Raw genomic sequence first — 25,971 nt, forward strand, 5'->3', positions numbered from 1 at the left:
CAGCCGAAGGCCCCGCTTGCGGGGCCCTCGTTCGTACCCCGTCAGCGCTGCTTCCGGCGACGGGAGGCCTGCAGCGCGATGACCCCTGCTCCGGTGACGGCGAGGCCACCGGCCCTGGGGAGCAGGGCCACGGCGTCGGACCCCGTGTAGGCGAGCTCGCCCGTGCTCGCGGTCGGGGTGACCACCGTGCCCGTGGGGGGGACGGCCAGAGCCGCGGTGGGCTGGACGTCGACCGTGAAGGCGGTTGCGAACCCGCTCGAGGCGACCTCGAGGGAGTGCGTCGACGCCTCGGGGAACGTGACGTCGGTCGCGACCCACGGATCGCGGCTCGGCGTGATGACGTCGGAAGCGTGATCCGAGGTCACTGTGAACGGCACCGGGTAGCCGTCGGCGTCGTCGACCTCGTTGCCGAAGCGGTCGACCAGGTGGCCGCTGACGAGCAGGGTCCCGCCCTGGTCGATGGTGGGCTGGCCGCCCTCGAACCCGACCCCGAACCCGATGTACCCACCGTCGGGCTGACGGGTGGTCTCGTTCTCGAACGTCCAGACGGTGCCGTCGCGTTCGATGACCCAGCTGGTGGAGTGCGCGGTGAGGAAGGTGTCCTTGTCCTCGGCGGTGACCTCCACGCCGAGCGGTGCGGCGGCGTCGATCGTGATGTTGACGTACTGCGACGCGGTCGTGGTGCCGCTCGTCGCGACGATGCGGAACGCGTACGTGCCGGAGTAGCGGGGCTTCCCGGAGAGCGCGCCGGTGGCGTGGTCCAAGGACAAGCCGTACGGCAGGTACCCGGACTCGTCACCGTCGTACTCACCCGCGTACGGATCGTCGAGCGAGTAGTACGCAGCCGAGTACGTCGGTGCGGGGAAGCCCTCGGCGGCGAACGTGTGGGTGAAGCGCTCACCGGCGACCGCGGAGAACGTGATCGGGTCGTCCTCGGTCGAGGCCTCCGGGAACGCTGCTTCCTGCGTGACGACTGTCGTCGTGGTCGTCGCGGACTCATCGGTGTCGCTGGTGATCGTGACGCTGATGGTCTTGCCGGCGTCCGAGGCAGCGACGACGTACGAGTCGGCGGTGGTCGGCAGGATCGCGTCGCCGCTGGTCCACGTGTAGGTCAGCTCGCCGGTGAAGTCGTGTCCGGCCGCCGTGAGCGTTCTGCCGACGGTCGGGTCCCCGGTGATCGTCGCGGTCGGCGACGCGGCCGGTTCGGCTGCAACGGGCGCGGTGGGATCTGGGGTCGCAGTCGCGGCCGGCGTGCTGACCGGCAGGGACGGTTCCGCGGTGGGATCAGCTGTCGCCTCGGCCGTCGGCGTGGACGTCGCCCCGGGGACCGGCGGAGCCGACTCGTCAGCGCCGTCGGCCGTGCTGTCAGTGCCCTGCGCCGGGGACGCGGTCGCGGTGCTCGTCGGTGCGGCGGGCTGCTCGTCGGCGAAGGCAGTCGTGGCCGTCAACGCGCCGAAGCCGGTGCTCAGGCCGATGACGGCGATGGTCGCGCCGATCGCGCAGGCGCGTCGAAGTGTTGCAGTGCTGTGCTGCACGGGTGGTCCCCTCGGGTGTGCAGTCCGGCAGGAGACCGGACGTCTGAGATCGCCGGAAACCGGCGCTCTCGGATCGTAGCCAACCTTGGAGCGCGCTGTGGACCTCGTCGCGAGCACCCCCCACGAATTGGGGGCGAGTGCTCACTCCACCAACGTCTGCGTCCCGAGCACGATCGCCAGCGCCAACCGCTCGGCGTCCACCGACCCCGGCACCGCCGTGTACGCCAGGATCCGCAGGTCCTCCGGGCCGACGACCAGGGTGTCGCAGTCGAGCGTGATGAGCCCCACGTCGGGGTGGTCGATCACCTTGCGGCGGGCCGTCTCACCCAGGGTCGTCGCACCCGAGTCCCACAGCTCGACGAACCGCGGGCTCGCCGCCCGCAGGTCCCGCACGAGCTGCTGCAGCTGCCGGTCGAGCGGGTAGCGGGCCGCGGTCATGCGGAGTCCGGCGACCAGGTTCTCCTCGAACGCCGCCTGTTCCGCGGGCGTGTGCACGGCGCGGCTGCCGGAGCCGACCAGGTGCCGCCAGGCGGTGTTGCGTTCGTTCCCGCGCATCCCGCCGATCGGCCTCATCAGGGCTTCGTGCGGAGCGTTGGTCACGAGCAGGTTGCCGGCGGCGTCGAGCACCGCGACGGGGGTGTCGGCGAGCCGGTCGAGCAGTCGCTGCACGCTCGGCGGGATCCGCGACGGCACGACGTCCGCGCCCGGGGCCGCGTGCCCGGCGAGCCGGTACAGCAGCTCACGTTCGGCGTCCGAGACCCGGAGGGCACGCGTCAGCGCCTCGACCACCTGGGCGGACGGCGACGTTGCGCGTCCCTGCTCCAAGCGGGTCAGGTAGTCGGCGGAGATCCCCGCGAGCCCCGCGAGTTCCTCGCGCCGCAGCCCCGCCGCCCGACGTCGCGGCCCGACGGTCATGCCGGCGGCCGCGGGGGTGACGTGGTCGCGGAGCCGTCGCAGGGTGTGCCCGAAGTCCGTGTCCGCCATGCCACCAGTCTGCGCGCACGTCGCGGCCGCGTCCTGGCCCCACCAGTCCTACGACAACCGGGCGACTCCCTGCCGACCGCGTCGAGCGTGACGCTGGACCCATGACAACGACACTCATCACCGGCGCCACCCGTGGCCTCGGCAAGGAAACCGCACGCCAGCTCGTCGCAGCCGGCCACACCGTCTGGATCGGCGCCCGCGACGCCGACCAGGGAGCGGCCGTCGCAGCCGACATCGGCGCACGCTCCGTCCAGCTCGACGTCCGCGACGACGACTCGGTCGCCGCAGCCCTCGCGCACGTCGACGCGAACGGCGGCCTGGACGTCCTGGTCAACAACGCCGGCATCGCGATGTGGGGTCTGAACGGACCGGACGCGCTCGCCGTGTTCGACACGAACGCCGTCGGCATCGTCCGCACGACCGAGGCAGCGTTGCCGATCCTGCGCCGATCGGCCAGCCCCCTCGTCGTCAACGTCGGCAGCGCGCTCGGCTCGTTCACGGCGGTGCACGACCCGGACAGCGCGGCGTCGACCGTGCAGGCCGCGGTCTACGGCGCGAGCAAGTCGGCCGTCTCGATGCTCACGGTGCAGTACGCCCGCATCGCACCCGAGGTGCGCTTCGTGGTCCTCGAGCCCGGCTACACGGCGACCGAGCTCGGTGGGGTGCCGAACCCGCACGGTCGCCCCGTCGAGGTGAGCGCGGCGACCGTCGCGGCCGCCGCGAGCGTTGGCCCGGAGGGCCCGACCGGCGTGTTCCTGGAGGACGGCCAGCCGCTCGGGTGGTGACGAAAAGACCGCCTGGAGGCTCGTGGCGGTGCCGCCACGAGCCTCCAGGCCGTCATCCGGTCGCGTCTACAGCAGCTGACGCGCGTTCGTCGACGCGAGGTCCAGCAGCTCGTCGCCGCGACCGGACAGCACCGTGCGGATGGCGTAGAGCGTGAAGCCCTTCGCCTGCTCGAGCGTGACCGCCGGGGGCATCGACAGCTCCTGCCGGTTCGCTCGCACCGAGACGAGCGCGGGACCGTCGTGCGCGAGCGCGGCGGCCATCGCGTCCTCGAAGTCGTCGGACACGTCGACCTTGAAGCCCTTGATGCCGATCGCCTCGGCGACCGCGGCGAAGTCCGGGTTCTGCAGCTCGGTGCCGTAGTTCACGAACCCGGCGGCCTTCATCTCGAGCTCGACGAAGTTCAGCGACGAGTTGTCGAACACGACGATCTTCACGGGCAGCTTGTTCTGCACGATCGTGATGAGCTCGCCGAGCAGCATCGTCAGGCCGCCGTCACCCGCGAGTGCGATCACCTGGCGGTCCGGGAACGCCGTCTGCGCACCGATCGCCTGCGGGACCGCGTTCGCCATCGTGCCGTGCACGAACGAGCCGATCAGGCGACGCTTGCCGTTCATCGTCAGGTAGCGCGAGGCCCACACGACGGGGGAGCCGACGTCGGGGATGAACACCGCGTCGTCGGCGGCGATCCGGTCGAGCACACGCGCGACGTACTGCGGGTGCAGCGGCTTCTTCCGGCCCGCGGGGACGGCCAGGTCGTCGAGCTTCTCGCGGGTCTTCCGGTAGTGCTTCAGGGCGTTGTCGAGGTGCGTCGTCGGGTGCGACCCGGTCAGCAGGGGGATGAGGGCGAGCGCGGTGTCCTTCACGGTGCCGACCAGGCCGATGTCGACCGGGTGCCGTCGGCCGAGCTGCGACCCGCGGATGTCGATCTGCACGTGCTTCGCCTTGGCGGGGAAGAACTGCTGGTACGGGAAGTCGGTGCCGAGCATGAGCACGACGTCGGCGTCCTCCATGGCGCGGTACCCGGACGCGAAACCGAGCAGGCCCGTCATGCCGACGTCGTAGGGGTTGTCCCACTCGATGTGCTCCTTGCCGCGCAGGGCATGCACGATCGGGGCCTGCAGCCGTTCGGCCAGCGCGATGACCTCGTCGTGGGCGCCGGCGACGCCCGCTCCGGCCAGGATCGTGACCTTGTCGGCGCCGTTCAGCAGCTCGGCGGTGCGGAGCAGCTCGGCCTCACTCGGCACGATGCGGGGCGTCGTGCGCTCGATGCGGGTGGTGCGGTCGTCCTTCGCCTCGGCGAGCAGGACGTCGCCGGGAATGACGAGCACCGCGACCCCGCGCTTCTCGACGGCCTCGCGCATCGCGATCTCGAGCAGGCGCGGCATCTGGGTCGGGTCGGCGACGTACTCGACGTAGACCGAGCACTCGCGGAACAGCTCCTGCGGGTGGGTCTCCTGGAAGTAGCCGGAGCCGATCTCGGCGGTGGGGATGTGTGCGGCGATCGCGAGGACCGGGACGCGCGACCGGTTGGCGTCGAACAGGCCGTTGATCAGGTGCAGGTTGCCGGGGCCGCAGCTGCCGGCGCAGACCGCGAGCTCACCGGTCAGTTCGGCCTCGGCGCTCGCGGCGAACGCAGCGGCCTCCTCGTGGCGGACGTGCTCCCACCGGATCGTGCCGTCCTTGCGCAGGGCGTCGGTGAAGCCGTTGAGGGAGTCCCCCGGCAGGCCGTAGACGCGGGCGACGTCGTTCTTGCGGAGGGTGGCGACGATGTTCTCGGCAACGGTTGGCATGCGTCCTGTCTACTCGCGGGCGGCTGCGCTGAGTGCTTTCAGAGGCTCGCCGGGCCCGTGGTCGGAGTCCGGGCTGGGACGATGGTCGGATGACCGACGCGCCGCTGCTCCGCCCCCGCCGACCGGAGTCCGACGGCGCCGGGATCCTCGAGCCGTCGCCCTACCCGCTCGTCTCCGTCGCGATCGCGGTCATCGCCGTGGTCGTCATCACGCTCGTCGGGTTCGCCCTCGGCACGGTCGACCTCGGACTGTCGAAGGCACTGAACGCGCTGCACACCGGTCCGATCGGGGCGTTCACCACCGCCGTCTACCACGTCATCAGTCCGGGCCCGGCGATCGGGATCACCGTCGTCGTCGTGGCCGTGATCTGGTGGCGCACCCGGAGTCTCCGCCCGGCCCTGGCCTTCGGCGGCACGATCGCCATCACGTGGGTGCCGTCCGCGGTCGTGAAGGAGATCGTCCACCGCGCACGGCCCGACGTCGCCGCCCTGCCGCACCCGTTCCCGGTGCAGCCGGACCCCGGGTACCCGAGTGGGCACACCGTCTACATCACGGCGTTCGTGGTCGCGATGATCTGGCTGCTCCGCGAGACCCGGTGGCACCGACTGGCGCTGACGCTCGGGATCGTCGCGATCGTCGTCGTGTTCTTCTCGGTGTCGATCGATGCCGTGCACTACCCGACCGACGCGGTGGCCTCGATCCTGTGGGCGCTCGCCGTTGCCCCGGGGGTGCGGGTGGTGTGGGTCGACTGGCTCATGCCGCGGATCCCGTTCCTCCGGGGGCGGTAGTCGACGGGGCTGCCGACTCGGAACGACGTCCTCGTTGTCGTGCGACGTCGATGATGTCGTTCCGGGTCGGCCCCGACCGGGTCAGGCCAGGCGGGTGCGTCCCCGGGCGACGAGCAGTGCCACGACGGCCACCACCGCGGACGCGAGCATCACGATCGCCAGCGGTGCAGCCGTCACCGAGCCGCCGATGCTGACGAGCGGGGACACCAGCGCCGCGAGCCCGAACTGCAGCGCACCGAGCACGGCCGACGCGCTGCCGGCAGCGGCGGGGACCGCACCGAGTGCCAGCGCCGTGGCGTTGCCGAGCACCAGGCCGAGCGAGCCGACCGCGGTGAACAGCGGGACGGCGAGCCAGAACACCGGCGCCGCGAAGACGACGAGCAGCGCGAACACGATCGTCGACGCGAACACCAGGGTGATGCCGAGCGACAGCACGCCGGTGACCGAACGGGTCTCGGTGAGCTTGGCGGACACGATGCTCACACCCATCAGGGCCAGCGCGTTCAGCCCGAACGCCAGGCCGTAGCCGACGGTGCCGAGCCCGATCATGTCCTGGTACAGGAACGGCGAGGCGGAGATGTACGCCATCATCACGGCGAACGCGAAGCCGAACACGGCGATGTAGCCGAGGAACGTGCGGGAGCGCAGCGCGCGGAGCGGCGAACCGGAGCCCTTGCGCTCCTCGCGCAGCACGTCGCGGTGCGCCTTCAGGTGGGTCTCACGGATGACGGCGAGCACCGCGACGAGCATGACCACGGACAGGCCGAGCACGATCGACAGCAGGCCGCGCCAGCCGATCGGGCCGGTGAGCAGGCCACCGAGCAGCGGAGCGACGACGGGGGCGACCCCGCCGACGATCATCATGAGCGAGAACGCGCGGGCTGCGGGCTTGCCGGTCGCCAGGTCGGAGATGACCGCACGGCTGATCACCATGCCGGCCGCACCGCCCAGGCCCTGCAGGAGTCGGGCCGCGATGAGCACGCCGATGTTCGGTGCGAACACGGCGGCGACGCTCGCGAGGACGCACAGTGCCGCGCCGGCGATGAGCGGCGGCACGCGGCCGAACCGGTCGGACAGCGGGCCGAAGACGAGCTGGCCGGCCGTGACACCGACCAGGAAGGCGGTCAGCGTGAGCTGCACGGTGGTGGCGCTCGCACCGAGCTCGGTGGTCATCTGCGGGAACGCCGGCAGGTACAGGTCGGTGGCGAAGGGGGCGACGGCGCTGAGCAGGCCGAGCACCAGCAGCAGCGGTGTCGTGATGCCCTGCTGCCTGGTCGTGGGTGTCGCGGCGTGCGCGCGGATGGTTCCGGTGTCCGTGGTCATTGTTATGAAAGCATAACTCATTGCGGATCCTCGGTACAGTACGGACATGCACTCCGCCGTGTCCGACCACGTCCTCGCCGACCTCGCCGACGTCGTGCTGCGGATCTCGCGGGAGATCGACCCGCACGGTGCCGGGGCGCTCGACATCGTGCCGCTCACCGGGACCGAGGCGCTCGTGATGCGCTGGGTCGACCGCAACCCCGGCACCTCACCGAGCGCGACGGCCGAGGCGACGGCACTCAAGCGCAGCAACCTCAGCGTCGCGCTGCGGTCCCTGGTGGCGAAGGGGATGGTCGAACGGCGGCAGGACCCGGACGATGCGCGGACCGTGCAGCTGCACTCGACCGACATCGCGCGGGAGAGCATCGGACGGCTGCGCGGGCACTGGGCCGGCAAGCTCCGCGACGCGCTCGGCGACGACGACGCCGGGTTGCCCGGGGCGCTCGCGCTGCTCGACCGGATCGACGAGGGGCTGCGCGGGGTCTAGTCCTGCGGCGCGTCGTCCTCGATCGGCAGCAGCCGCCGAGCGCCGTGGCCTTCGTCGCCGAGCGTGTCGCCCGGGTTCACGACCGAGCACGCCCCGAGCGAGACGCAGCCGCACCCGATGCACTGCGTCATCTCCTGCTGCAGCCGCTCGAGCTCCAGCTGGCGCGCCCGGAGTCGTGCACGCCACCGCTCGTTCAGCCGGTTCCAGTCGCGCAGGGACGGCATCCGGTCGGCCGGCAGCGTGCCGAACTGCTCGGCGACCTCGCTGAGCGGGATCCCGAGGCGCTTCGCCACCTGGATGATCGCGATCCGGCGCTCGACGTGCCGCGGGTACATCCGGGTGCCGCCGTCGGTGCGCTCGGGCCGGATCAGGCCCTTGCGCTCGTAGAAGTGCAGGGCCGACGCGGCGACGCCGGTGCGTCGGACGATCTCGCCGATCGGGAGCAGGTCGGTCGGGCGGGGCGGCTGGATCTCGACCATGGTCGAGATCTTACGTGCGGATCCGGACGCGACGAACGGCCGGTCGGGAGGCCCGTTGCGGGCCCGCCACGGGCCTCCCGGTCGACCGTCTGCCAGCGTCTACCGCTGCTGGAACGACTCCCAGAGCAGGAACGCGGTGAACAGGACGAACGGCGTGCACGCCACCACGTTGAGCCAGCGGTGCTCGACGACCACCGCGACGAACTCGCGGAGGAACGCACTCGGCACGTAGTAGGGCGCCGTCCGCGATCCGACCACCTGCGCCGGCAGCTCGAGCCGACGGGCCAGCGTGGCGGCGCGGAGCACGTGGTAGTTGTTCGTGACGACGACGATCTGGCCGTCCCGTCCGGCATCCGTCTGCACGGTGCGGGAGAACCGCAGGTTCTCGCGGGTGTTGCGGGACTCGGTCTCGGGCCGGACGTCGTCGGGGTCCGCGCCGTTCGCCAGCAGGTACTCCGCCATCGCGGTGCCCTCGGGGCGCGGTTCGTCGTCACCCTGCCCGCCGGAGGGGATCAGCAGCGGCCGACGCCCGGCGGCTCGTTCGGCGCGGTACACGACGAGCGAGCGGTCGAGGCGACTGCGGAGCAGGGGCGGGACCTCGCCTCGGATCAGTCCGGAGCCGAGGACGACGATCGAGTCCGGCACGATCCCGTGCCGCATCCGGCCGTAGACGACGGAGTACACGGCGAACGCGACGAGCGACACGGCGAAGTACGCGCAGACGAACACCATCAGCACGGCGACCGCGATCCGGGTGCCGTCCCAGAGCGTGAAGCCCTCGCCGCTGGCGGACACGAACAGGGCGATGGCGACCGCGGGCAGCACGAACACGAGCACCCCGGCGACCAGCGACAGCGTGTTGCCCAGGCTCCGGCCCTCGGAGCGGAGCATCTGGAAGCCGTTCGCGATGAGGGCCACACCGAGCACGGCGACCGCGAGCGGGACGAGCAGGAACACGATGCCGACGACCAGGCTGAACCCCGGTACGACGATCGTCAGGGCGGACACGGCCGTGGCGAGCGCGAAGAACGCCGCTGCCGTCAGGAACACGCCGTTCCGGAGCATCCGCGGGTCGCGCCGCCGCCCCACCAGGTAGAGCGCGAGGAACAGCAGGGCGAAGACGGGCGCCGCGCCCAGGGCGGTCATCGGTCGGCCGAACGGAGCGCGGTCATGCGCTCACGGTACCGGCCAGGGATCAGGAGACCGCCCCGTGCCGGTGCGACGATCACGCACCCGATCACGCTCGTTGCGCTCGTCCGATGGCGCTGGTGGCAGGCTCGGACCATGACCTACATCGCCAGCGACGACCGCTACGACTCGATGACGTACCGCCGCACCGGCCGCTCGGGCCTCGACCTGCCGCTGCTCTCCCTGGGGTACTGGCACAACTTCGGTGACGACGTGCCGTTCGAGACCCAGCGCGCGATCAGCCGTCGGGCCTTCGACCTCGGCATCACGCACCACGACCTCGCGAACAACTACGGCCCGCCGTACGGTGCCGCCGAGGTCAACTTCGGGCGGCTGATGCGTGAGGACTTCCGGCCGTACCGCGACGAGATGGTCGTGTCGACCAAGGCCGGGTGGGACATGTGGCCGGGGCCGTACGGCCAGGGCGGCGGTTCGCGGAAGTACGTGCTCGCCTCGCTCGACCAGTCCCTGCAGCGGACGGGCCTGGACTACGTCGACGTCTTCTACTCCCACCGACTCGACGCCTCGACCCCGCTCGAGGAGACGATGGGCGCGCTGCACACGGCGGTCCAGCAGGGCAAGGCGCTGTACGTCGGCATCTCGTCGTACGACGCGGAACGCAGCCGCCAGGCCGCCGCGATCCTGCGCGACCTCGGTACCCCGCTCCTCATCCACCAGCCGTCGTACTCGATGCTCAACCGCTGGATCGAGACCGAGGGGCTGCTCGACGCCGCCGGCGAGCTGGGCTTCGGCGTGATCGGGTTCACCGCGCTCGCGCAGGGCCTGCTCACCGGCAAGTACCTGGACGGGGTGCCCTCGGATTCTCGCGCCGCCGCCGGCAAGTCGCTCGACGCCTCGAGCATCACCCCAGAGGTCGTCGGGCACCTCCGAGCGCTGAACGACGTCGCCGCCGCTCGTGGACAGTCCCTGGCGCAGCTCGCCCTGGCCTGGGCGCTCCGTGACGAGCGGGTGACCTCGCTCGTGATCGGGGCGTCGAAGGTGTCGCAGCTCGAGGACAACGTCGCGGCGCTGGCGAACACGTCGTTCTCCGACGAGGAACTCCGCACCATCGACCAGCACTCCGTCGGCATCACCGACGTCGACCTGTGGGCGGGAGCGCGTGCCGGCGAGGTCTCCTGACCGCGGACCTACGAGCGGTTCGGCCCCGCGCCCACCGGGGTGCGACCGCGCAGCCGCTCGCGACTGAGCGCGGGCAGCGCGAACCCGGTGTCCCGTTCGAGCACGTGGGTGCCCGGCGCGACGATCGCGTCGATCGCGTCGAGCAGCCCGTCGTCGAGGACGATCTCGGATGCCTGGACGTAGGCGTCGACGTGTGACACGGTGCGCGGCCCGATCACCACCGAGGACACGTCGGGATGGGTCAGGGCGAAGGCGACCGCGAGCTCCGACACCGTGAAGCCGGAGTCGTCGGCCAGGCGTCCGAGCCGGTCGGCGACCTCGAGCTTCCGACGGTTCCGCGGGGCGCCGATGTCGTACGCGTCCGGGTGTTCGTCGACGTGCGGTGAGCGTGGTTGGACGGTGCCGGCGCGGTAGGTCCCCGCGAGCCAGCCGCCGGTGAGGGGCGCTCCGGCCAGGACCCCGAGGCCGAAGCGACGGGCGACCGGGAACACCGTGCGCTCCGCCGTGCGGGTGAGGATCGAGTAGGGGACGTGCGTCGCGGTGGCGCTCTTCGACCCGGACCGGAGCCACTGCGCCTCGACGAGTTCCTCGGCCGGGAACCCGGGGAGGCCGAAGGCGCGGATCTTGCCCTGTGCGACCAGGTCGGCGAGGGCGTCGAGTGTCTCGTCGAGCGACGTCGCCGGGTCCGGCAGTGCCGGCTGGTACAGGTCGATGACGTCGGTGCCGAGTCGTTGCAGGCTCCGCTCCACGGCACGGAACATCCACCGCCGCCCGTTGCCGCGGTGCGCCGGGTCCTGGTCGACCGGGGCGCCGAACCGCACCGACAGGAACACGTCCTCGCGCCGTCCGGCGATCGCCGCGCCCACCGCGGTCTCGGCCAGGCCCGCGCCGTCGGCGTCCGAGACGTCGACCGACGTCACGCCGCGGGTGAGCGCCTCGAGCACGAGGGTCACACCGGCCGACGGGTCGTGGGCCGCGACGCCGGCGACGGCACGCGTCCCGAGCGTCAGCGAGCTGACGGGCGCCCCCGTGCGCCCCATGCGTCGCTGTTCCATGCGCGCCACGATATGGGCCGTGCGGGCCGCAGGACGGTCCGGTGACGAAGCATTACCCCTGGCCCTGACCGGAACGGTTGGTACGATGGACGCAGTTCTGAAACACGCAGTGTGTATCTACCGGCCGCCGGCTCCCCGGCGGACAACGGCGGCACCCGATGGGTCCGCCCCCACCGAACCGGGCCGGGCCGAGAAGGCACACCCCCATGCTCCACACCAGTCCCACCCCGTCCGCGCCCGCCCCGGAACGCACGGACACCGCGACCGCCGGAGACGCCTCGCTCGTCTCCCTCGCCGGACGCTGGTACTTCCCGGTGGCGTTCATCGCCCGCCTGCCGTTCGCCATGATGGTCGTCGGGGTCCTCACCCTCGTCGTGGCCGCGCGTGACTCCGTCGCCCTCGGTGGCGTCAACTCCGCCTCCGTCGGCATCGGTGCCGCGGTGTTCGGACCGATGGTCGGCGCCGCCGCGGACCGGTTCGGCCAGCGTGCCGTGCTCGTCCCCGTCGGCCTCGTCAACGCGGCGCTGCTCGGCGCGTTCCCCTTCGTCGTCAGCGGCAGCGCGCCGGACCTGGCCGTGCTCGCGATGGCGTTCTGCATCGGGGCGTCCGCGCCCCAGGTCGCGCCGATGTCCCGCACCCGGCTCGTCGCCATCATCGCGCAGCGCATTCGACCGGCCCGCCGCGAGAAGACCCTCAGCGGGACGATGGCGTACGAGTCCGCCGCCGACGAGGCCGTCTTCATCATCGGCCCGTTCCTGGTCGGCATCCTCGCCAGCGCGATCGCCCCGTGGGTCGCCGTGGCGGGCGCCTCGGCCCTGACCTTCGTGTTCGTGACCGCGTTCGCGCTGCACCCCACCGGCAAGCTCGTGCTCGGGCAGCACGAGGAACTGACCCAGGCCCCGGCGCGCCAGCTCCTGCGTCCGCGGCTCGTCGTCGTGGTCGTCGGGATCCTCGGCATCGGCCTGTTCTTCGGCTCGACGCTGACGTCGCTGACGGCGTTCATGGAGACCCACGGCGAGGCGTCCCAGGCCGGCCTGCTCTACGGCCTGATGGGCATCGGTTCGGCCGGACTCGCCCTCGGGTCCGCAGCGTTCCCTCGGTCGTTCGGCCTCGGCTGGCGCTGGCTCGTGTTCGGTGTCGTCCTGCTCGGCGGCGCGGTCGCGTTCTCGCAGGCCGACTCCGTCGTGGCGGTCGGCATCGTCCTGGCGATCATGGGCGTCGGCATCGGTCCGACCCTCGTCGCGCAGTACAGCCTCGGTTCGGACCGTTCGCCGGTCGGCCGGTCCGCGACCACGATGACGATCCTCGGATCCGCCGTGATCGTCGGGCAGTCGATCGCGTCCGCCATCACCGGCGACCTGGCGGAGCAGCACGGTACGTCCGTCGCGATGGTGCTCCCCGCGGCCTCGGCAGCGGTCGTCGTGCTGGCAGCCGTCGTCGACCTGCTGCTGCGGCGCCGTACCGCCGCCTGACGATCAGGACTCGGTGTCGTCGACCAACAGGTCCTCGTGCCGGTAGTCGTCGGCCCGCAGCCCGGCGCGAGCGATCATGTGCGTCGAGACGGGCACCAGGAACAGTTGGAACACCATGATGGGCAGGACGACCCAGAACGCCGTCCAGGTCCCCACCGCGACGACGATCGCGGCCAGGGCGAACGCCAACCCGAGCACCTGCGGCTTCGCCATGGCGTGCAGGCGGACGAGCGGGTCCGGGAACCGCACGATGCCGACGCCGGCGCCGAGGGACAGCAGCGCGCCGATGAGCAGCAGGGCGAGTGCGATCCACGCCCGCACGCCGGCGCCGTCGAGGAACGCCTGGATCATCTCGGTCACGACTGCTCCTCTTCTTCTGCGGCGTGCTCGGGGGTGGTGACGGTGAGCCCCTCGTCGGACGGGTCCGACGACGGCGTGACCGCTCGGGCCACCGCGACGGTCGCGAACACGCTCGTCGCGGCGATCACCACGAGCACGGGGATCCCGGTCAGGTCGCGCCGGACCACCATCGACGCCGCGATCACCACGAGCACGGTCGTCAGGACCATGTCCGATCCGATCATCCGGTCGAGGATCGTCGGGCCGCGCACGATCCGGAACACCGCGAGTGCGAGGGTGGCGCCGAGCAGCGCCAGGACCAGGGCGATGCCGATCCCCATGACGACGACGGCGGCGCTCATCGGGTGACCTCCGGCAGCGGTTCGGACAGTTCGGAGACGTCCTGCTTCGAACCCAGGGCACGGATGACCATGGCCTCGATGCCGAGGGCCTCGCGACGGGCGGCCTCGACCTGTTCGACCCGCTCGGTGTCGAGCACGTGCAGCAGCAGGCGCCGGCGGCGGAGATCGACGTCGGCGACGTACGAGCCGGGCACCAGCGAGATCGCGAGGGTCGCCAGCGTGAAGGTCATCTCGGCGGTGGAGTGCAGCTGCACGAGCGTGATGGAGCTGCGGCGGACACCCCGCGGGCGGAACGCGACCCAGGCGACCCGGAACGACGCCGCGATGACGAGTCCGGACCACACCAGGAGGAACCGGACGGCGTGCACGATCGAGAACCGGGCCGACAGCGGGACCGGCGGGAGCGGCAGCGCCTGGGTGACCAGGAGCGCCACCACGATGCCGCAGAGCAGGGTCAGCGGCGTCCACGAGCCCCAGAGCAGGGCCCACAGGACCGTCAGGCCGGCGACGAGCGGGACGTCGTACCGCCACGCCACCGCGATGCGGCGGGCGTTCGCGACGTGTCGGGTGTCGGTGTTCACCGGTCACCCCCGAGGACGGCCTGCACGTACCGGTCCGGCGACTCGAGCGACTCCGCTGCGCGGCTCGCGTACCCGTAGAGCGGGCCCGCGACCACGGTGAGGGCGACGGATCCGAGGACCGCGACGGTCGTCACGCCGACGAGCATGCGCGGCAGCCGGACCTTCGTCGGCGCTTCGCCGACCGTCTCGGTCGACCCGGTGGTCGGACGGGAGGCACTGCTCGCGTGGGGTGCGTCGGTGACCGTCACCGAGCCTCCTGGGTGGAAGGCCTCACCCGTCTCCTCGGAGACGGTCAGGGGGGCGGGTTCCGGCGACCGCAGGGCTGCGTGCGGTTCGGCGGTCGTCGCGTGCGGCGCCGCGGCCTCGGCCGCGGGCTTCGGCCGCCAGAAGGCGGCGTCCCACACGCGCATCAGCGCGTATAGCGTGAGGAGCGACGTGACCACGCCGGCGGCGATCGTGACGTACGCCAACGGGGAGCCGTCCTCGGCGGCGGCGCGGAACAGCCCGAGCTTGCCGATGAAGCCGGAGAACGGGGGGATGCCGCCCAGGTTGAACGCCGGGATCAGGTACAGCGCGGCCAGCAGCGGCGCGGCCTTCAACAACCCGCCGAGCGACCGGGTCGACGTGGTCCCACCGACGCGTTCCATCAGGCCGGAAACCAGGAACAACGTGGTCTGCACGACGATGTGGTGCACCGTGTAGAACACCGCGGCCGCCGTCCCCGCGACCGTCCCGAGCCCGACACCCATCACCATGAAGCCGATGTGGCTGATGAGCGTGAAGGACAGCAGGCGCTTGACGTCGGTCTGCGACACCGCACCGAGCACCCCGACGACCATCGTCAACACCGCCACCACGAGCAGCACGTTGTTCAACTGCGGCCCGGGGAAGATCACCGTCTCGAGGCGGATGATCGCGTAGATGCCGACCTTCGTCAGCAGACCGGCGAAGACGGCCGTGACCGGAGCCGGGGCGGTCGGGTACGAGTCCGGCAGCCAGAACGCCAGCGGGAAGACCGCCGCCTTGATGCCGAACCCGATGAGCAGCATGGTGTGCAGGAGCAGCTGCACGTGCTCGGGCAGCTCGGCGACGCGCTCGCTGATCTGCGCGATGTTGACCGTGCCGGTCGCGCCGTACACCAGGCCGATCGCGGCGAGGAAGATCGCCGACGCGATCAGGCTCGTGACGATGTACGTGGTGCCGGCCCGGACCCGCTGCTCGCTGCCGCCCAGGGTGATCAGCACGTAGCTCGCCACGAGCAGCATCTCGAACGCGACGTAGAGGTTGAACAGGTCGCCGGCGATGAACGAGTCGAGCACACCCGCGGCCAGGACGAGGTAGGTCGGGTAGAAGATCGTGACCGGGGCTTCACCGTCGTCGGCTGCGAGCCCCTGGCCGATCGAGAACAGCAGGACGATGAGCAGCACGCTGGCGCTCACCGTGAGGAGCAGGGCGCTCAGGCGGTCGACCACCAGCGAGATGCCGTACGGGGCGTCCCACCCGCCGACCTGCACGACGATGGTGCCGTGGTGGTCGACGAGCACCATGAGGGTCGCGGCGACGGCGAGTGCGACGACGAGCACCACGACGGTGATCGCTCGCTGCAGCTTCTGGTGCCGCAGGAGGCCGAGTGCGACGGCTGCGCCGAGCAGCGGGACGAGGACGAGGAGCGGGACGAGCCAGGTCATCGGTTCACTCCGTCCTGGTGCGGTTGGTGTTCGTGCGGATCGTCGGCGTCCTCGGGGGACTTCGGGTCGAAGTCGGCTTCCGGGTCGTCGTCGGGGTCGTCGCGCGTGCGGCCGATGGCGACGTCCGCTTCGTCGACCTCGACCTCGTCGGCGCGGGACAGCTGCCACGAGCGGTGGATGAGGGCGAGCAGGAACGCGCTGACGGCGAAGGTGATGACGATCGCGGTCAGGGCGAAGGCCTGGGGGAGCGGGTCGGTGATGCCCTCGGAGGACTTGCCGATCGGTGGGTTGCCGGCAGCGCCGGACATCACCAGCAGGAGCAGGTTCAGGGCGTTGCCGAGCAGCAGGAAGCCGAGCAGCATCCGGGTCAGGGACCGTTCGAGCAGCAGGTAGACGCCGCAGGAGAACAGCACGGCCATCGCGATCACGAGGACGAGGGTGACGGTCATGTGGCGCTCCCTTCCGGGGTGGGGGCGTCGAGGGTGTCGCGGGCCGACCCCTCGGTGGTGTCGCGGGTGGGCGCCGAGGAGTCCTCGAGGCGTTGCCGGTCCACCTCGGCGCCGAGGCTGCGGAGGACGTCGAGCACCAGGCCGACGACGACCAGGTACACGCCGATGTCGAAGAACGTCGCGGTGACGAACTCGACGTGGCCGAGGATCGGGACGGTCGCCTCGAAGAACTCGGAGTACAGGGCTTCGCGACCGAAGAACAGCGGCACGATCGCGGTGATCGCCGCTGTCGCGACACCGAGCCCGAGCAGTCGACCGGCCCGGACCGGGGCGGCGGCGCCGAGTTCTGCCGGGCCGCCCGCCAGGTAGCGGGCCGCCAGGGCGATGCCGGCGACGAGGCCACCGGCGAAGCCGCCGCCGGCCGCGTTGTGCCCGGCGAACAGCAGGTACACCGACAGGACGATGAGCCCGTGGAACAGCAGTCGGACCACGACGTCGAGGAGTGCCGAGCGGCCGGTCGGGATGGCGGCGCTCGTCGGCAGCCAGGCGCGCGGCTCGCCGTCGGTGCGCTGGCCGTCGGCCGTCAGGGTCTCCGGCAGGTCACGGAGCCGGGGCAGCGTGTCCTCGCGGGAGTTCACGAAGATGAGGCTCGCGACGCCCGTGGCCGCGGCGACGACGACGGTGAGCTCCCCGAGGGTGTCCCAGCCGCGCAGGTCGACGAGGGCGACGTTGACGACGTTGAGGCCGTGGCCGAACGAGCTCGTGAGCGCCGGCAGGTCCGGCCAGATCGGGTCGGCGGTGCGCGCCGAGGCGGCGACGATGACGACGATCGCCAGTGTGAGGCCGGCCAGCCCCGCGAAGAGCGCACGCACGATGCGGAACCGGCTCGGGTTCGTCGTCGCGATGCGCGGGGGAAGGCGCCGGAGCACCAGGACGAACGCGATGAGGGTGACGGTCTCGACCACGAGCTGCGTGAGGGCGAGGTCGACGGCGCCGTGCAGGACGAACAGGACGGACATGCCGTAGCCGGTCACGCCCACCAGGACGGCGGCGGCGAACCGGGTCTTCGCGGTGAGGACGGCGATGGCGCCGACGGACATCACGATGACGACCGGGATCTGGCCCCACGAGTCCGAGAACCGGACGTGGAACTCCCACGGCCCTCCGAGCACGAGGTTCGCGAGCGCACCCGCCACGAACACCGACAGGATCACCGTCAGGTAGTAAGGGAGCGAACCCCGCTGGACACCGGCGGTCAGGCCCGTCGCGAACCGGTCGAGGCCGCGCATGAGGTGCCGGTAGGTGCCCGAGGCGCTCGGGAACCCGGCGAGCTGGTGCTGCAGTGCCTCGACCAGACGTCGGAGGGCGAACAGTGCGAGACCGCCGACCAGGGTGACGGCCGAGATGCCGAGCGCCGGTTCGAGGCCGTGCCAGAGCGCGAGGTGGGGGACTTCCTCGCCGGGGAGCGAGGCCATCGTCGCCGCGGGCTCGATGCCGTGCGCGACGACCGGGGTCAGCAGGCCGAGGGCGAGACCGGTCAGCGCCAGGATCGACGGCACCACACCCAGACCGTGCAGGGCGTGCGGTTCCGTCTGGGCGACGTCGGGCTTGCGGGCGAACGCTCCCCAGAAGAATCGGAGTGAGTACGCCACGGTGAGCACCGAGCCGAGCGTCACGCCGACGAGGGCGAACCAGGCCCAGCCGGCGTCGGGACCGTGCAGCGACTCGGTGAAGCCGGTCAGCACGGCTTCCTTCGCGACGAAGCCGATCGTCGGCGGGATGCCGGCCATCGACACGAGCGCGAGGGCGGCCACGACGGCCAGCCACGGTGCCTTCCGACCGAGGCCGCTCAGGCGCCCGAGGTCGCGAGTGCCGGTGGTGTGGTCGATCGCGCCGACCACCAGGAAGAGCGTGGACTTGAACGCGGCGTGCGCCACGAGCAGGGCGACCCCGCCGAGCGCCACCGCGGGCGCGCCCCACCCGGCGGCGAGCACGAGGAACCCGAGCTGCGCGACGGTGCCGTAGGCGAGCAGGAGCTTGAGGTCGGTCTGGCGGAGCGCCCGGTAGCCACCGATGAGCATGCCGAGGACACCGAGCACGGTGATCGTCTCGCGCCAGCCGTCGAGCAGTGCGAACGCCGGAGCGAGCCGGGCCACGAGGTAGATGCCGGCCTTCACCATCGCTGCGGCGTGCAGGTACGCGCTGACCGGGGTCGGAGCTGCCATGGCCGCCGGCAACCAGAAGTGGAACGGCACGATCGCCGACTTCGTCAGCGCGCCGAGCAGGACGAGGACCACCGAGACGGTGACGATCGGTCCGGTCGGCGGGGCGGCGATGATGCCGGAGAGCGAGGTCGTGCCCGCCGCGACCGACAGCATGACCAGACCGGCGAGCATCGCCAGACCGCCGGCGGTGGTGACGACGAGGGCCTGCATCGCGGCCGCACGGCTCGCACGCTTGTCGGCGTCGTGTCCGATGAGCAGGTACGAGAAGACCGTGGTGGCTTCCCACAGGACGAAGAGCACGATGACGTCGTCGGCGAGGACGAGGCCGAACATCGACCCGGCGAACGCGGTCAGCACGCCCGCGAACCGACCGATCCCCGGTTCGTCGCGCCCGAAGTACGAGGCGCAGTAGACGAGCACGAGGGCCCCGACGATCGACACCACGAGCGCGAGCACCCACGACAGGGCGTCCATCCGCAGCGTGATCTCGAGGTCGAGCTGCGGGACCCACCGGTGCCGTTCGACGACGCTGCCGTGCAGGGCCGCGTCCGTCTGCAGCACCGTCAGCACGGCGGCGGCTGCGGGCGCGAGGGCGGCCACGGTGAACACGCGGCGGCCGAGGACGGGGGTCAGGGCGGGGACGATCAGGGCGACGATCGCGAACGCGACGAGGACGAGGACCATCGGGCACCTCCTCGGGGTCGGGCTGCAGTCCGGCTCACTGGGCCCTCACAGCCTACGAAGAGTGGGATGTGCAGAACCTGTGCGACCGGACAGCCTGCCCGCGCTCGGTTCACACTGTGAACACCACTCTGCCCGTGCTCCCGGCGGGCTGTCCGGCCCACGTCGCCTCGACGTCCGCCAACCGCACGGCCGTCGCGTCCACCCGGACGGTGCCGTCCGCGATCGCACTGACGATGCCCGGGAGCTCGGCGACGAACCCGGCGCGGCCGACCGAGCCCTGCCCACTGCCGACGATCGTCAGGCCCGAGGCGCGCAGAGCAGCGGACGGGATCGTCGCCTCGTGTCCCGCGGTGGAGCCGATCGCGATCCAGTCGAGTCGTCGGCCCGGGTCGGTGCGGGCGGTGACGACGGCGCGCATCACGTCCGCCGCGGGCTGGCCCCAGACGTAGTCGATGACGACGTCCACGTCGGCTGCCGCTGCACCGAGGGCGTCGACGTCGGTCAACGGCAGCACGACGTCGGCGCCGAGGGCGGTGAGCGCCGCCAGCCGCTCCGGGTTGCGCCCGCTCGCGACGACGTGTGCGGCACCGAGGTGCTTCGCCACCTGCACCGCCGCAGTGCCCGAGGCCCCGGTCGCGCCGAGCACGAGGACGCGGCTGCCCTGGGCGAAGTCGATCCGCCGGCGCAGGGCCACCCACGACGACAGCACCGGGTTCACGCCGGCGGCCACGGTGACCGGGTCGGCACCGTCGGGCAGGACGACGCTCGCCCGTGGGTCGACCGCGACGCGCTCGGCCATGGTGCCGCGGGTGTCGCTCGCGACGGCGACGTAGCGGAGCGTGCCGTCGGGGAAGCGGGCGACGCCGTCGACGCCGGGGACCAGGGGGAGCGCGCCCTCGCTGGTGTAGTGCGAACCGTCGGCCTGCGAGCGGACCCGAGGGTGGAGCCCGGCCGCGACGACGTCGACGACGACCTCGCCGGGTCCGGGAGTCGGTTCGTCGAACTCCTGCCAGGTCGGGACGTGGCCGAACTCGGTGACGACTGCTGCGTGCATGGTGTCCTCCATTTGCTTCGTGTTACGAACAAAGTAGTTCGCATCACGAAGTTCGTCAACTAGGCTGGAGCGGTGCAGGAGATGACCGAGGACGAGCAGCTCGTCGATGCCCTGGGCGAGGCCGCGTTCCGGACGATGGGGCCGCTGACCGGGCTCGCGGCCGATGCGGGGCTGTCGCTGACGCAGCTGCGAGTCCTCGCGATCCTGCGTGACCGTCGTCTGCGGATCGGTGACCTGGCGCAGTACCTGGGGCTCGAGAAGTCGACGATGACCGGGTTGGTGGCGCGCGCGGAGAAGAAGGGGTTGCTCGCACGGCAGCCGAACGCGGACGACGCCCGTGCGGTGGACGTCGTGATCACCGACGCCGGTCTCGAGGTGGCGCGCTCGCTCGAGGGCGCGATCCGCGATGCACTGCTGCCGCTCACCGCTCGGTTGCCGGAGCGGGACCGGCGGCAGCTGCGCGCGCTCCTGGAGCGGATGCTCCGCTGAACCCTCAGCGGCCGTGTGCGCGTGCCGGGATCTGCGTCGCGAGCTTGCCGCCGGAGACGTCGAGCAGCGTGCCGGTGATGTAGCCCGAGGCGTCGCTCGCCACGAAGACGAGCAGGTCGGCGACGTCGTCCGCGGTCTCCCACCGGCGCAGCGACAGGGTGTCGAGCAGGCGGTCCTGGGCCTCGGTCGGCATGGTCGCGAAGCCGTTCATCGCCGTCGGGACCATGCCCGGCGCGTACGCGTTGACGGTGATGCCCCACGGGCCGAGTTCCGACGCCAGCACCCGGGTGAACGAGACGACCGCGGCCTTGGACGCCGCGTAGGCAGCGCTGCCGACACTCGGGATGATCGCGGCGAACGAGGCGGCGTTGATGATCCGCCCCCGGCCCGCGGCCTGCATCACCGGCGCGACGGCCTGGCTCATCAGGAAGGTGCCGCCGAGGTTGACGTCCATGCACCGGCGCCAGGCGTCCCACTGCAGCTCGGCGACGGTGCCCTCGACGTTGATGCCGGCGTTGTTCACGAGCACGTCGATCGTGCCGTGGCGGGCGACGACCTCGTCGACGGCGGCCCGGACCGACTCCGGATCGGCGACGTTGCACACGACGTGGTCGAGCGGGAAGTCGGGCTCGAAGGCCAGGTCGAGGGCGACGACGCGGCAGCCCTCGGCAGCGAAGCGATCGGCGAGCGTGCGTCCGATCCCGCGTGCTGCGCCGGTCACGACCACCACACGGTCGGTCAGGTCGAGGTGCATCGTTGCTCCTGTCGTCGTTTCCTTCAATAGGCATACTATTGCAGCATGGCGAAGCAACGGGTGCTCTGGGTCACCGGCGGCGGCAGCGGCATGGGCGCCGCGAGTGCCGAGGCCGCTGCGCGCGACGGGTGGACGGTGGTCCTGAGCGGGCGGCGCGTGGACCGGCTCGAGCAGGTCGCGGCGACGATCACGGCCTCCGGCGGCACGGCGGAGGCCCTGCCCCTCGACGCTGCCGATCCCGCTGCCGTCGCGTCTGCGCGGGACACCGTGCTCGAGCGGTTCGGACGACTCGACGCGGTCGTGCTCGCCGCCGGGCTGAACGCGCCGCGGCGCCGGTGGGACGACCAGTCGTTGCCGGACTTCCGCGCGATCGTCGACACGAACCTCACTGCGGTGGTCACGGTCGTCGACGCCGCACTGCCTGCGCTGCGCGAGTCCGGCGGCGTGGTCGTCGTGGTGTCGTCCTACGCCGGGTGGTCCTTCCAGCCCGGCGCCGGCGTCGCGTACTCCGCCTCGAAGACCGCCCTCGGTTCGGTCGTCCGGAGCCTCAACCAGCAGGAGGCACACCGCGGGGTCCGCGCGACGCACCTGTGCCCCGGTGACGTCGCGACCGACTTCCTCGACCAGCGGCCCTCGGTGCCCGACGCCGCCGCACGATCGGTGATGCTGCAGCCGGAGGACATCGCCCGGGCGGTGTCGTTCGTGCTCGAGGCGCCGTCGTACATGCGCGTCGACGAACTCGTGGTCAGCCCGGTGTCCCAGCGGTGACCAGCACGTTCGACCGCGTCCTCGACCAGATCGGTGCCGCCGTCGTCTCCGGCGTCATCGCCGTGGGCAGCCGCCGGAGCATCGACGACCTGGTGGCGTCGACCGGGGCCAGTCGCAGCATCGTCCGCGAGGCCGTCCGCGTCCTCGTCGCCCTCGGCCTGGTCACCGCGCGGCGCCGGGTCGGCGTGACCGTCCTCGGCGTGCGGGAGTGGGACGTCCTGGATCCGCGCGTCGTGCGGTGGCGCCTCCGGGGCCCGGACGGTGACCGTGTGGCGATCGAGCTCCGCGAACTCCGCGCGGCGGTCGAACCCGCCGCAGCTGCCGCAGCAGCCCGGCGGGCGCCGCTCGACGAGTGCGCGGACCGACGGGAGGCGCTCCGCACCACCGCGGACGAGCTCGCCGCCGCAGCGGCCCGCGACGACCGCCTCGACTTCGTGGCCGCCGACGTGCGGCTCCACGCGCTCGTGCTCGACCTGTCCGACAACGCGCTGTACCGACGGCTGCACCGCGTCGTGGTCCAGGTGCTGCGCGAACGCGGGAGCATCCGCCCGGACCGGCACGACGTCGGCCTCCACCTCGCGCTCGCCGATGCTGTCCTCGACGGTCGTCCGGACGAGGCAGCCTCGACGATGCGGGCGATCGTCGACCGCACGTGAGTGGAGCGCCTCGGACCTGGGAAGATGGAGTCCGGTGCGCTCCTCCGGCGCCCGTGGAGGGTGAGCGTGGACGCAGCACAGGACCTGGTCGTCCAGCTCATCGGCACCCCGTGGACGTTCGTCGTGGTCGGCCTCGTGCTCGCCGTCGGCAGTGTCGCGGTCTTCCTCCCCAGCCAGGCGCTCGTCGTCGCGGTCGGTACGCTCCTGGTGGGCGGTGACGGCGGTCTCCTGCCGGTCCTCGTCCTCGTCGTCGCGGCCTCGATCGGCATGGTCCTCGGCGACCTCGGGCTGTACCACCTGGCGCGCTCGGTCGACCTCGGCTCGAGGTCGTGGTTCGCGCGTCCGAAGGTCCGCAAGGCCCGGGACGCCATCGACGGCCGCTACCGTGCCGCTCCAGGGCGCATCGCGGTCCTCGGACGCTTCATCCCGATGGGCCGGCTGACGACGAACCTGGTCGGCGCGGACAGCGGGCTCGACGTTCGGCGGTTCCTCGTCAGCTGCGTCCTCGCCGACGTCGTGTGGGCCGCGTACTGCGTCGGCATCGCGGCGGCCACCGGGCGCTGGAGTCGCGAGCAGCCCTTCCTCGTCACGACCCTCGCAGTCGTGGCATCGATCCTGCTCGGCCTCGCGATCTCGGCGATCGAGAAGGCCGTGCGACGACGGGGCGAGGCGGCGGCCGCGGCCTGACGAACGTAGGGTGGACACTCCGTTCGAAGGAGAACCCATGCTGCTGGACGACCTCGTACCGGACCTCGGCGCGCTCGAGCGCATCGCCACCGGCAGCACGTGGGCCGAAGGACCCTGCTGGATCCCGGCGTCACGCACCCTGCGCTGGTCGGACATCCCCGGCGACCGGATCCTGCAGTGGCACGCCGACTCCGGCGAGACCTCCACGTACGCCGAGGGCGTCGAGTTCACCAACGGCCGGACGCTCGGCCGCGACGGCAGCGTCGTCCAGTGCTCGCACGGGCTCCGGCGGGTGGAGCGCGACCGCGACGGCGTCGTCACGCCGATCGTGGACGCCTGGGCGGGCGTGCGGTTCAACTCGCCGAACGACGTCGTCGTCGCCCGGGACGGCAGCGTGTGGTTCACCGACCCGGCCTACGGCATCACCCAGCCGCGCGAAGGCCACCCCGGCGTGCGCGAGTACGGCGACCACTGGACGTTCCGGTGCGGACCGTCCGGCGAGGACCTGCGCCCCGTCGCGACCGACGTCGACGAGCCGAACGGACTCGCCTTCGACCCGTCCGAGCAGGTCCTCTACATCGCGAGCTCGTCGGGGGACGAGCCGGTCATCCGCGCCTACGACCGCGGCGGTGCCGATGGCGACCTGCTCAAGAACGGCCGGGTGTTCGCGCGACTCGAGCCGGGCGAGGGCGCACCGGACGGCATCCGGGTCGACGTGCACGGCAACGTGTGGTCGTCGTCGCACCGCGGCGTCGTGGTGTTCGACCCCTTCGGCGAGCGGATCGGCGAGGTGGCCGTCCCCGAGGTGACGTCGAACCTGTGCTTCGGCGGCGACGACGGCACGACGCTGTTCCTGACGGCGACGACGTCGGTGTACCGGATCGCCACGACGACGCGGGACGCTGCCGTATCCTGACTCGGCCATGCAGTGCGACTACTTCGACCGCGGGGTGTGCCGGTCCTGCACGCTCATGGGGCAGCCCTACGCCGACCAGGTCCTCGACAAGGAGCTCCGCACCCGCGAACTCCTGCACGACGCCGTCGAGGCGGCTGGCGGCCCCGGAGCGGTCACGTGGTCACCGGCGATCACGAGCCCCGAGTCCGGGTACCGGAACAAGGCGAAGATGGTGGTCGGCGGCTCGACCGAGCACCCGACCGTCGGCATCCTCGACCACCGGCAGCGCGGCGTCGACCTGCGGCACTGCGGGATCTGCACGCCCGGCATCCGGCACGCGCTGCCCCTGCTCGCCGAGTTCGTCACGACCGCGGGGCTGATCCCGTACGACGTCGCTGCCCGACGCGGCGAACTGAAGTACGTCCTGGTCACCGAGTCGCCCGACGGCGAACTCATGGTGCGGTTCGTCCTGCGGTCCGAGGGGCAGGTCGCTCGGATCCGGCAGTACCTCGACCTGCTGCGCGAGGTCCTGCCGAACGTGGTGGTCGTCACGGCGAACCTGCTGCCCGAGCACAAGGCCGTGACCGAGGGCGACCGGGAGATCGTGCTCACCGAGCAGGAGACGCTGCCGATGCGCCTGGGCGGGATCACCATGCACCTGCGGCCGCAGAGCTTCTTCCAGACCAACACCGCCGTCGCCACCGAGCTGTACGCGCAGGCCTCGGCGTGGATCGACGAGCTCGACCCGGCGTCGATGTGGGACCTGTACTGCGGCGTCGGTGGGTTCGCCCTGCACGCTGCGCGACCGGGCCGAGCGGTGACGGGCATCGAGACCAGTGCCGAGGCGATCCGTTCGGCGAAGCAGTCCGCGCGCGAGGCCGGGCTCGAGGGGCTCCGGTTCGCCGCCGACGACGCCACCGAGCACGCACTCCGCGCCCGACCCGACACGGTGCCCGAGCTCGTCCTGGTGAACCCGCCACGACGCGGGATCGGCGAGGCGCTGTCGACCTGGCTCGAGGAGTCCGACGTGCAGCACGTCGTCTACTCCAGCTGCAACCCGGTGACCCTGGCGAAGGACCTCGCGCGCATGCCGTCGTACCGGCTGCGCCGCGCGCGCGTGCTCGACATGTTCCCCCAGACCGGCCACCTCGAGGCCGTCACGCTGCTGTCGCGGGCGTGATCCGGGCCTCCTGACCGTCATTGCCAGGGAATTGCCAAGGTGACGTACCCGGGTACGGGTCGATGACCATGGCCATGGGCATCGCGGCGTACAGGTTCGAGTGCGGGGTACATAGCACCAACGGGTAGAACCG

26 protein-coding genes are annotated in these 25,971 nt (G+C 71.7%); 11 read left to right on the forward strand and 15 right to left on the reverse strand.

The window, feature by feature from the left end; genetic code table 11:
- Positions 1 to 41: 41 nt before the first annotated feature.
- Both DEJ14_RS01325 and DEJ14_RS01330 read right to left on the reverse strand, forming a co-directional pair.
- On the reverse strand, positions 42 to 1,535 hold the full coding sequence (locus DEJ14_RS01325) for a putative Ig domain-containing protein (RefSeq protein ID WP_111085900.1): 1,494 nt from the start codon (positions 1,533 to 1,535) through the stop codon (positions 42 to 44).
- A 141-nt stretch (positions 1,536 to 1,676) separates the two neighbouring features.
- Complete coding sequence (locus DEJ14_RS01330) at positions 1,677 to 2,519, reverse strand: helix-turn-helix transcriptional regulator (protein WP_111085899.1); 843 nt, start codon at positions 2,517 to 2,519, stop codon at positions 1,677 to 1,679.
- 101 nt (positions 2,520 to 2,620) lie between these two features.
- Between DEJ14_RS01330 and DEJ14_RS01335 the strand changes: the two genes are divergently transcribed.
- Positions 2,621 to 3,304 carry an SDR family NAD(P)-dependent oxidoreductase gene (locus DEJ14_RS01335; RefSeq protein ID WP_111085898.1) on the forward strand — a complete coding sequence of 228 codons (684 nt, stop codon included), beginning with the start codon at positions 2,621 to 2,623 and terminating at the stop codon, positions 3,302 to 3,304.
- A 66-nt stretch (positions 3,305 to 3,370) separates the two neighbouring features.
- On the opposite strand, the gene poxB is transcribed toward DEJ14_RS01335, so the two are convergent.
- Complete coding sequence (gene poxB / locus DEJ14_RS01340; protein WP_111085897.1) at positions 3,371 to 5,095, reverse strand: ubiquinone-dependent pyruvate dehydrogenase; 1,725 nt, start codon at positions 5,093 to 5,095, stop codon at positions 3,371 to 3,373.
- A gap of 89 nt (positions 5,096 to 5,184) precedes the next feature.
- Here poxB and DEJ14_RS01345 point away from each other — a divergent pair, with 89 nt between their 5' ends.
- Positions 5,185 to 5,883, forward strand: a complete 699-nt coding sequence (locus tag DEJ14_RS01345) for a phosphatase PAP2 family protein (protein ID WP_111085896.1) — start codon at positions 5,185 to 5,187, stop codon at positions 5,881 to 5,883.
- 81 nt (positions 5,884 to 5,964) lie between these two features.
- Here the strand turns inward: DEJ14_RS01345 and DEJ14_RS01350 are convergent, their stop codons facing one another.
- On the reverse strand, positions 5,965 to 7,206 hold the full coding sequence (locus DEJ14_RS01350) for a multidrug effflux MFS transporter (protein WP_111085895.1): 1,242 nt from the start codon (positions 7,204 to 7,206) through the stop codon (positions 5,965 to 5,967).
- 46 nt (positions 7,207 to 7,252) lie between these two features.
- Between DEJ14_RS01350 and DEJ14_RS01355 the strand changes: the two genes are divergently transcribed.
- Complete coding sequence (locus DEJ14_RS01355) at positions 7,253 to 7,693, forward strand: MarR family winged helix-turn-helix transcriptional regulator (RefSeq protein ID WP_258373308.1); 441 nt, start codon at positions 7,253 to 7,255, stop codon at positions 7,691 to 7,693.
- Here DEJ14_RS01355 and soxR read toward each other — a convergent pair.
- Together soxR and DEJ14_RS01365 are read right to left on the reverse strand one after the other, a co-directional pair.
- Positions 7,690 to 8,172 carry a redox-sensitive transcriptional activator SoxR gene (soxR, locus tag DEJ14_RS01360; RefSeq protein WP_111085894.1) on the reverse strand — a complete coding sequence of 161 codons (483 nt, stop codon included), beginning with the start codon at positions 8,170 to 8,172 and terminating at the stop codon, positions 7,690 to 7,692. The genes DEJ14_RS01355 and soxR overlap by 4 nt on opposite strands.
- A 99-nt stretch (positions 8,173 to 8,271) precedes the next feature.
- Entirely contained in the window at positions 8,272 to 9,318 is a 1,047-nt protein-coding gene (locus tag DEJ14_RS01365; RefSeq protein ID WP_111085893.1) for a YdcF family protein, read from the reverse strand.
- 138 nt (positions 9,319 to 9,456) lie between these two features.
- Between DEJ14_RS01365 and mgrA the strand changes: the two genes are divergently transcribed.
- Positions 9,457 to 10,500, forward strand: a complete 1,044-nt coding sequence (gene mgrA / locus DEJ14_RS01370) for an L-glyceraldehyde 3-phosphate reductase (protein WP_111085892.1) — start codon at positions 9,457 to 9,459, stop codon at positions 10,498 to 10,500.
- Between the two features lie 8 nt (positions 10,501 to 10,508).
- On the opposite strand, the gene DEJ14_RS01375 is transcribed toward mgrA, so the two are convergent.
- Positions 10,509 to 11,555, reverse strand: a complete 1,047-nt coding sequence (locus DEJ14_RS01375; RefSeq protein WP_111085891.1) for an aldo/keto reductase — start codon at positions 11,553 to 11,555, stop codon at positions 10,509 to 10,511.
- A gap of 206 nt (positions 11,556 to 11,761) precedes the next feature.
- On the opposite strand from DEJ14_RS01375, the gene DEJ14_RS01380 reads away from it, so the two are divergent.
- On the forward strand, positions 11,762 to 13,027 hold the full coding sequence (locus DEJ14_RS01380) for an MFS transporter (protein WP_111085890.1): 1,266 nt from the start codon (positions 11,762 to 11,764) through the stop codon (positions 13,025 to 13,027).
- Between the two features lie 3 nt (positions 13,028 to 13,030).
- Here DEJ14_RS01380 and mnhG read toward each other — a convergent pair whose 3' ends face one another.
- From mnhG to DEJ14_RS01415, 7 genes are all read right to left on the reverse strand, one after another.
- Positions 13,031 to 13,378 (reverse strand): monovalent cation/H(+) antiporter subunit G, encoded by a 348-nt coding sequence (gene mnhG, locus DEJ14_RS01385; protein WP_258373312.1) that lies wholly within the window; start codon positions 13,376 to 13,378, stop codon positions 13,031 to 13,033.
- Positions 13,379 to 13,383: 5 nt separating this feature from the next.
- Positions 13,384 to 13,728, reverse strand: coding sequence for an MrpF/PhaF family protein (locus tag DEJ14_RS01390; RefSeq protein WP_111085888.1), 345 nt, complete (start codon positions 13,726 to 13,728; stop codon positions 13,384 to 13,386).
- Positions 13,725 to 14,309, reverse strand: coding sequence for a Na+/H+ antiporter subunit E (locus tag DEJ14_RS01395; RefSeq protein ID WP_111085887.1), 585 nt, complete (start codon positions 14,307 to 14,309; stop codon positions 13,725 to 13,727). Before DEJ14_RS01395 ends, DEJ14_RS01390 begins: the two co-directional genes overlap by 4 nt.
- Positions 14,306 to 15,997 (reverse strand): Na+/H+ antiporter subunit D, encoded by a 1,692-nt coding sequence (locus tag DEJ14_RS01400; RefSeq protein WP_111085886.1) that lies wholly within the window; start codon positions 15,995 to 15,997, stop codon positions 14,306 to 14,308. Before DEJ14_RS01400 ends, DEJ14_RS01395 begins: the two co-directional genes overlap by 4 nt.
- Positions 15,994 to 16,446, reverse strand: coding sequence for a Na(+)/H(+) antiporter subunit C (locus DEJ14_RS01405; RefSeq protein WP_111085885.1), 453 nt, complete (start codon positions 16,444 to 16,446; stop codon positions 15,994 to 15,996). Before DEJ14_RS01405 ends, DEJ14_RS01400 begins: the two co-directional genes overlap by 4 nt.
- On the reverse strand, positions 16,443 to 19,355 hold the full coding sequence (locus tag DEJ14_RS01410; protein WP_111085884.1) for a Na+/H+ antiporter subunit A: 2,913 nt from the start codon (positions 19,353 to 19,355) through the stop codon (positions 16,443 to 16,445). Before DEJ14_RS01410 ends, DEJ14_RS01405 begins: the two co-directional genes overlap by 4 nt.
- 109 nt (positions 19,356 to 19,464) lie before the next feature.
- A complete protein-coding gene (locus tag DEJ14_RS01415) occupies positions 19,465 to 20,409 on the reverse strand; it encodes a quinone oxidoreductase family protein (RefSeq protein ID WP_111085925.1) in 945 nt (314 codons plus the stop codon).
- 81 nt (positions 20,410 to 20,490) lie between these two features.
- Between DEJ14_RS01415 and DEJ14_RS01420 the strand changes: the two genes are divergently transcribed.
- Positions 20,491 to 20,898, forward strand: a complete 408-nt coding sequence (locus DEJ14_RS01420; protein WP_111085883.1) for a MarR family winged helix-turn-helix transcriptional regulator — start codon at positions 20,491 to 20,493, stop codon at positions 20,896 to 20,898.
- Between the two features lie 4 nt (positions 20,899 to 20,902).
- Here the strand turns inward: DEJ14_RS01420 and DEJ14_RS01425 are convergent, their stop codons facing one another.
- Entirely contained in the window at positions 20,903 to 21,652 is a 750-nt protein-coding gene (locus tag DEJ14_RS01425; RefSeq protein WP_111085882.1) for an SDR family NAD(P)-dependent oxidoreductase, read from the reverse strand.
- Between the two features lie 45 nt (positions 21,653 to 21,697).
- On the opposite strand from DEJ14_RS01425, the gene DEJ14_RS01430 reads away from it, so the two are divergent.
- The 5 genes from DEJ14_RS01430 (at position 21,698) to rlmC (ending at position 25,838) form a co-directional block, all read left to right on the forward strand.
- Entirely contained in the window at positions 21,698 to 22,420 is a 723-nt protein-coding gene (locus DEJ14_RS01430; protein ID WP_111085881.1) for an SDR family oxidoreductase, read from the forward strand.
- Complete coding sequence (locus DEJ14_RS01435) at positions 22,417 to 23,076, forward strand: FadR/GntR family transcriptional regulator (protein ID WP_111085880.1); 660 nt, start codon at positions 22,417 to 22,419, stop codon at positions 23,074 to 23,076. The genes DEJ14_RS01430 and DEJ14_RS01435 overlap by 4 nt, the downstream gene beginning before the upstream one ends.
- Positions 23,077 to 23,142: 66 nt before the next feature.
- Positions 23,143 to 23,763: a DedA family protein gene (locus tag DEJ14_RS01440; RefSeq protein ID WP_181437574.1), complete on the forward strand. Its 621-nt coding sequence runs from the start codon at positions 23,143 to 23,145 to the stop codon at positions 23,761 to 23,763.
- A gap of 37 nt (positions 23,764 to 23,800) precedes the next feature.
- Complete coding sequence (locus tag DEJ14_RS01445) at positions 23,801 to 24,679, forward strand: SMP-30/gluconolactonase/LRE family protein (protein ID WP_181437573.1); 879 nt, start codon at positions 23,801 to 23,803, stop codon at positions 24,677 to 24,679.
- A 7-nt stretch (positions 24,680 to 24,686) separates the two neighbouring features.
- Entirely contained in the window at positions 24,687 to 25,838 is a 1,152-nt protein-coding gene (gene rlmC, locus DEJ14_RS01450; RefSeq protein ID WP_111085878.1) for a 23S rRNA (uracil(747)-C(5))-methyltransferase RlmC, read from the forward strand.
- Positions 25,839 to 25,971: the final 133 nt, after the last annotated feature.

The sequence above is a fragment of the Curtobacterium sp. MCJR17_020 genome (assembly GCF_003234365.2).
GTDB lineage: Bacteria > Actinomycetota > Actinomycetes > Actinomycetales > Microbacteriaceae > Curtobacterium.

Excerpts from the sequence above, each read along its gene's own strand:
- DEJ14_RS01330 (WP_111085899.1), bottom strand. The coding sequence starts at position 2,519 with ATGGCGGACACGGACTTCGGGCACACCCTGCGACGGCTCCGCGACCAC.
- DEJ14_RS01335 (WP_111085898.1), top strand. The coding sequence starts at position 2,621 with ATGACAACGACACTCATCACCGGCGCCACCCGTGGCCTCGGCAAGGAA.
- poxB (WP_111085897.1), bottom strand. The coding sequence starts at position 5,095 with ATGCCAACCGTTGCCGAGAACATCGTCGCCACCCTCCGCAAGAACGAC.
- DEJ14_RS01345 (WP_111085896.1), top strand. The coding sequence starts at position 5,185 with ATGACCGACGCGCCGCTGCTCCGCCCCCGCCGACCGGAGTCCGACGGC.
- DEJ14_RS01350 (WP_111085895.1), bottom strand. The coding sequence starts at position 7,206 with ATGACCACGGACACCGGAACCATCCGCGCGCACGCCGCGACACCCACG.
- DEJ14_RS01355 (WP_258373308.1), top strand. The coding sequence starts at position 7,253 with ATGCACTCCGCCGTGTCCGACCACGTCCTCGCCGACCTCGCCGACGTC.
- soxR (WP_111085894.1), bottom strand. The coding sequence starts at position 8,172 with ATGGTCGAGATCCAGCCGCCCCGCCCGACCGACCTGCTCCCGATCGGC.
- DEJ14_RS01365 (WP_111085893.1), bottom strand. The coding sequence starts at position 9,318 with ATGACCGCCCTGGGCGCGGCGCCCGTCTTCGCCCTGCTGTTCCTCGCG.
- mgrA (WP_111085892.1), top strand. The coding sequence starts at position 9,457 with ATGACCTACATCGCCAGCGACGACCGCTACGACTCGATGACGTACCGC.
- DEJ14_RS01375 (WP_111085891.1), bottom strand. The coding sequence starts at position 11,555 with ATGGAACAGCGACGCATGGGGCGCACGGGGGCGCCCGTCAGCTCGCTG.
- DEJ14_RS01380 (WP_111085890.1), top strand. The coding sequence starts at position 11,762 with ATGCTCCACACCAGTCCCACCCCGTCCGCGCCCGCCCCGGAACGCACG.
- mnhG (WP_258373312.1), bottom strand. The coding sequence starts at position 13,378 with ATGATCCAGGCGTTCCTCGACGGCGCCGGCGTGCGGGCGTGGATCGCA.
- DEJ14_RS01390 (WP_111085888.1), bottom strand. The coding sequence starts at position 13,728 with ATGAGCGCCGCCGTCGTCGTCATGGGGATCGGCATCGCCCTGGTCCTG.
- DEJ14_RS01400 (WP_111085886.1), bottom strand. The coding sequence starts at position 15,997 with ATGACCTGGCTCGTCCCGCTCCTCGTCCTCGTCCCGCTGCTCGGCGCA.
- DEJ14_RS01405 (WP_111085885.1), bottom strand. The coding sequence starts at position 16,446 with ATGACCGTCACCCTCGTCCTCGTGATCGCGATGGCCGTGCTGTTCTCC.
- DEJ14_RS01410 (WP_111085884.1), bottom strand. The coding sequence starts at position 19,355 with ATGGTCCTCGTCCTCGTCGCGTTCGCGATCGTCGCCCTGATCGTCCCC.
- DEJ14_RS01415 (WP_111085925.1), bottom strand. The coding sequence starts at position 20,409 with ATGCACGCAGCAGTCGTCACCGAGTTCGGCCACGTCCCGACCTGGCAG.
- DEJ14_RS01420 (WP_111085883.1), top strand. The coding sequence starts at position 20,491 with ATGACCGAGGACGAGCAGCTCGTCGATGCCCTGGGCGAGGCCGCGTTC.
- DEJ14_RS01425 (WP_111085882.1), bottom strand. The coding sequence starts at position 21,652 with ATGCACCTCGACCTGACCGACCGTGTGGTGGTCGTGACCGGCGCAGCA.
- DEJ14_RS01430 (WP_111085881.1), top strand. The coding sequence starts at position 21,698 with ATGGCGAAGCAACGGGTGCTCTGGGTCACCGGCGGCGGCAGCGGCATG.
- DEJ14_RS01445 (WP_181437573.1), top strand. The coding sequence starts at position 23,801 with ATGCTGCTGGACGACCTCGTACCGGACCTCGGCGCGCTCGAGCGCATC.
- rlmC (WP_111085878.1), top strand. The coding sequence starts at position 24,687 with ATGCAGTGCGACTACTTCGACCGCGGGGTGTGCCGGTCCTGCACGCTC.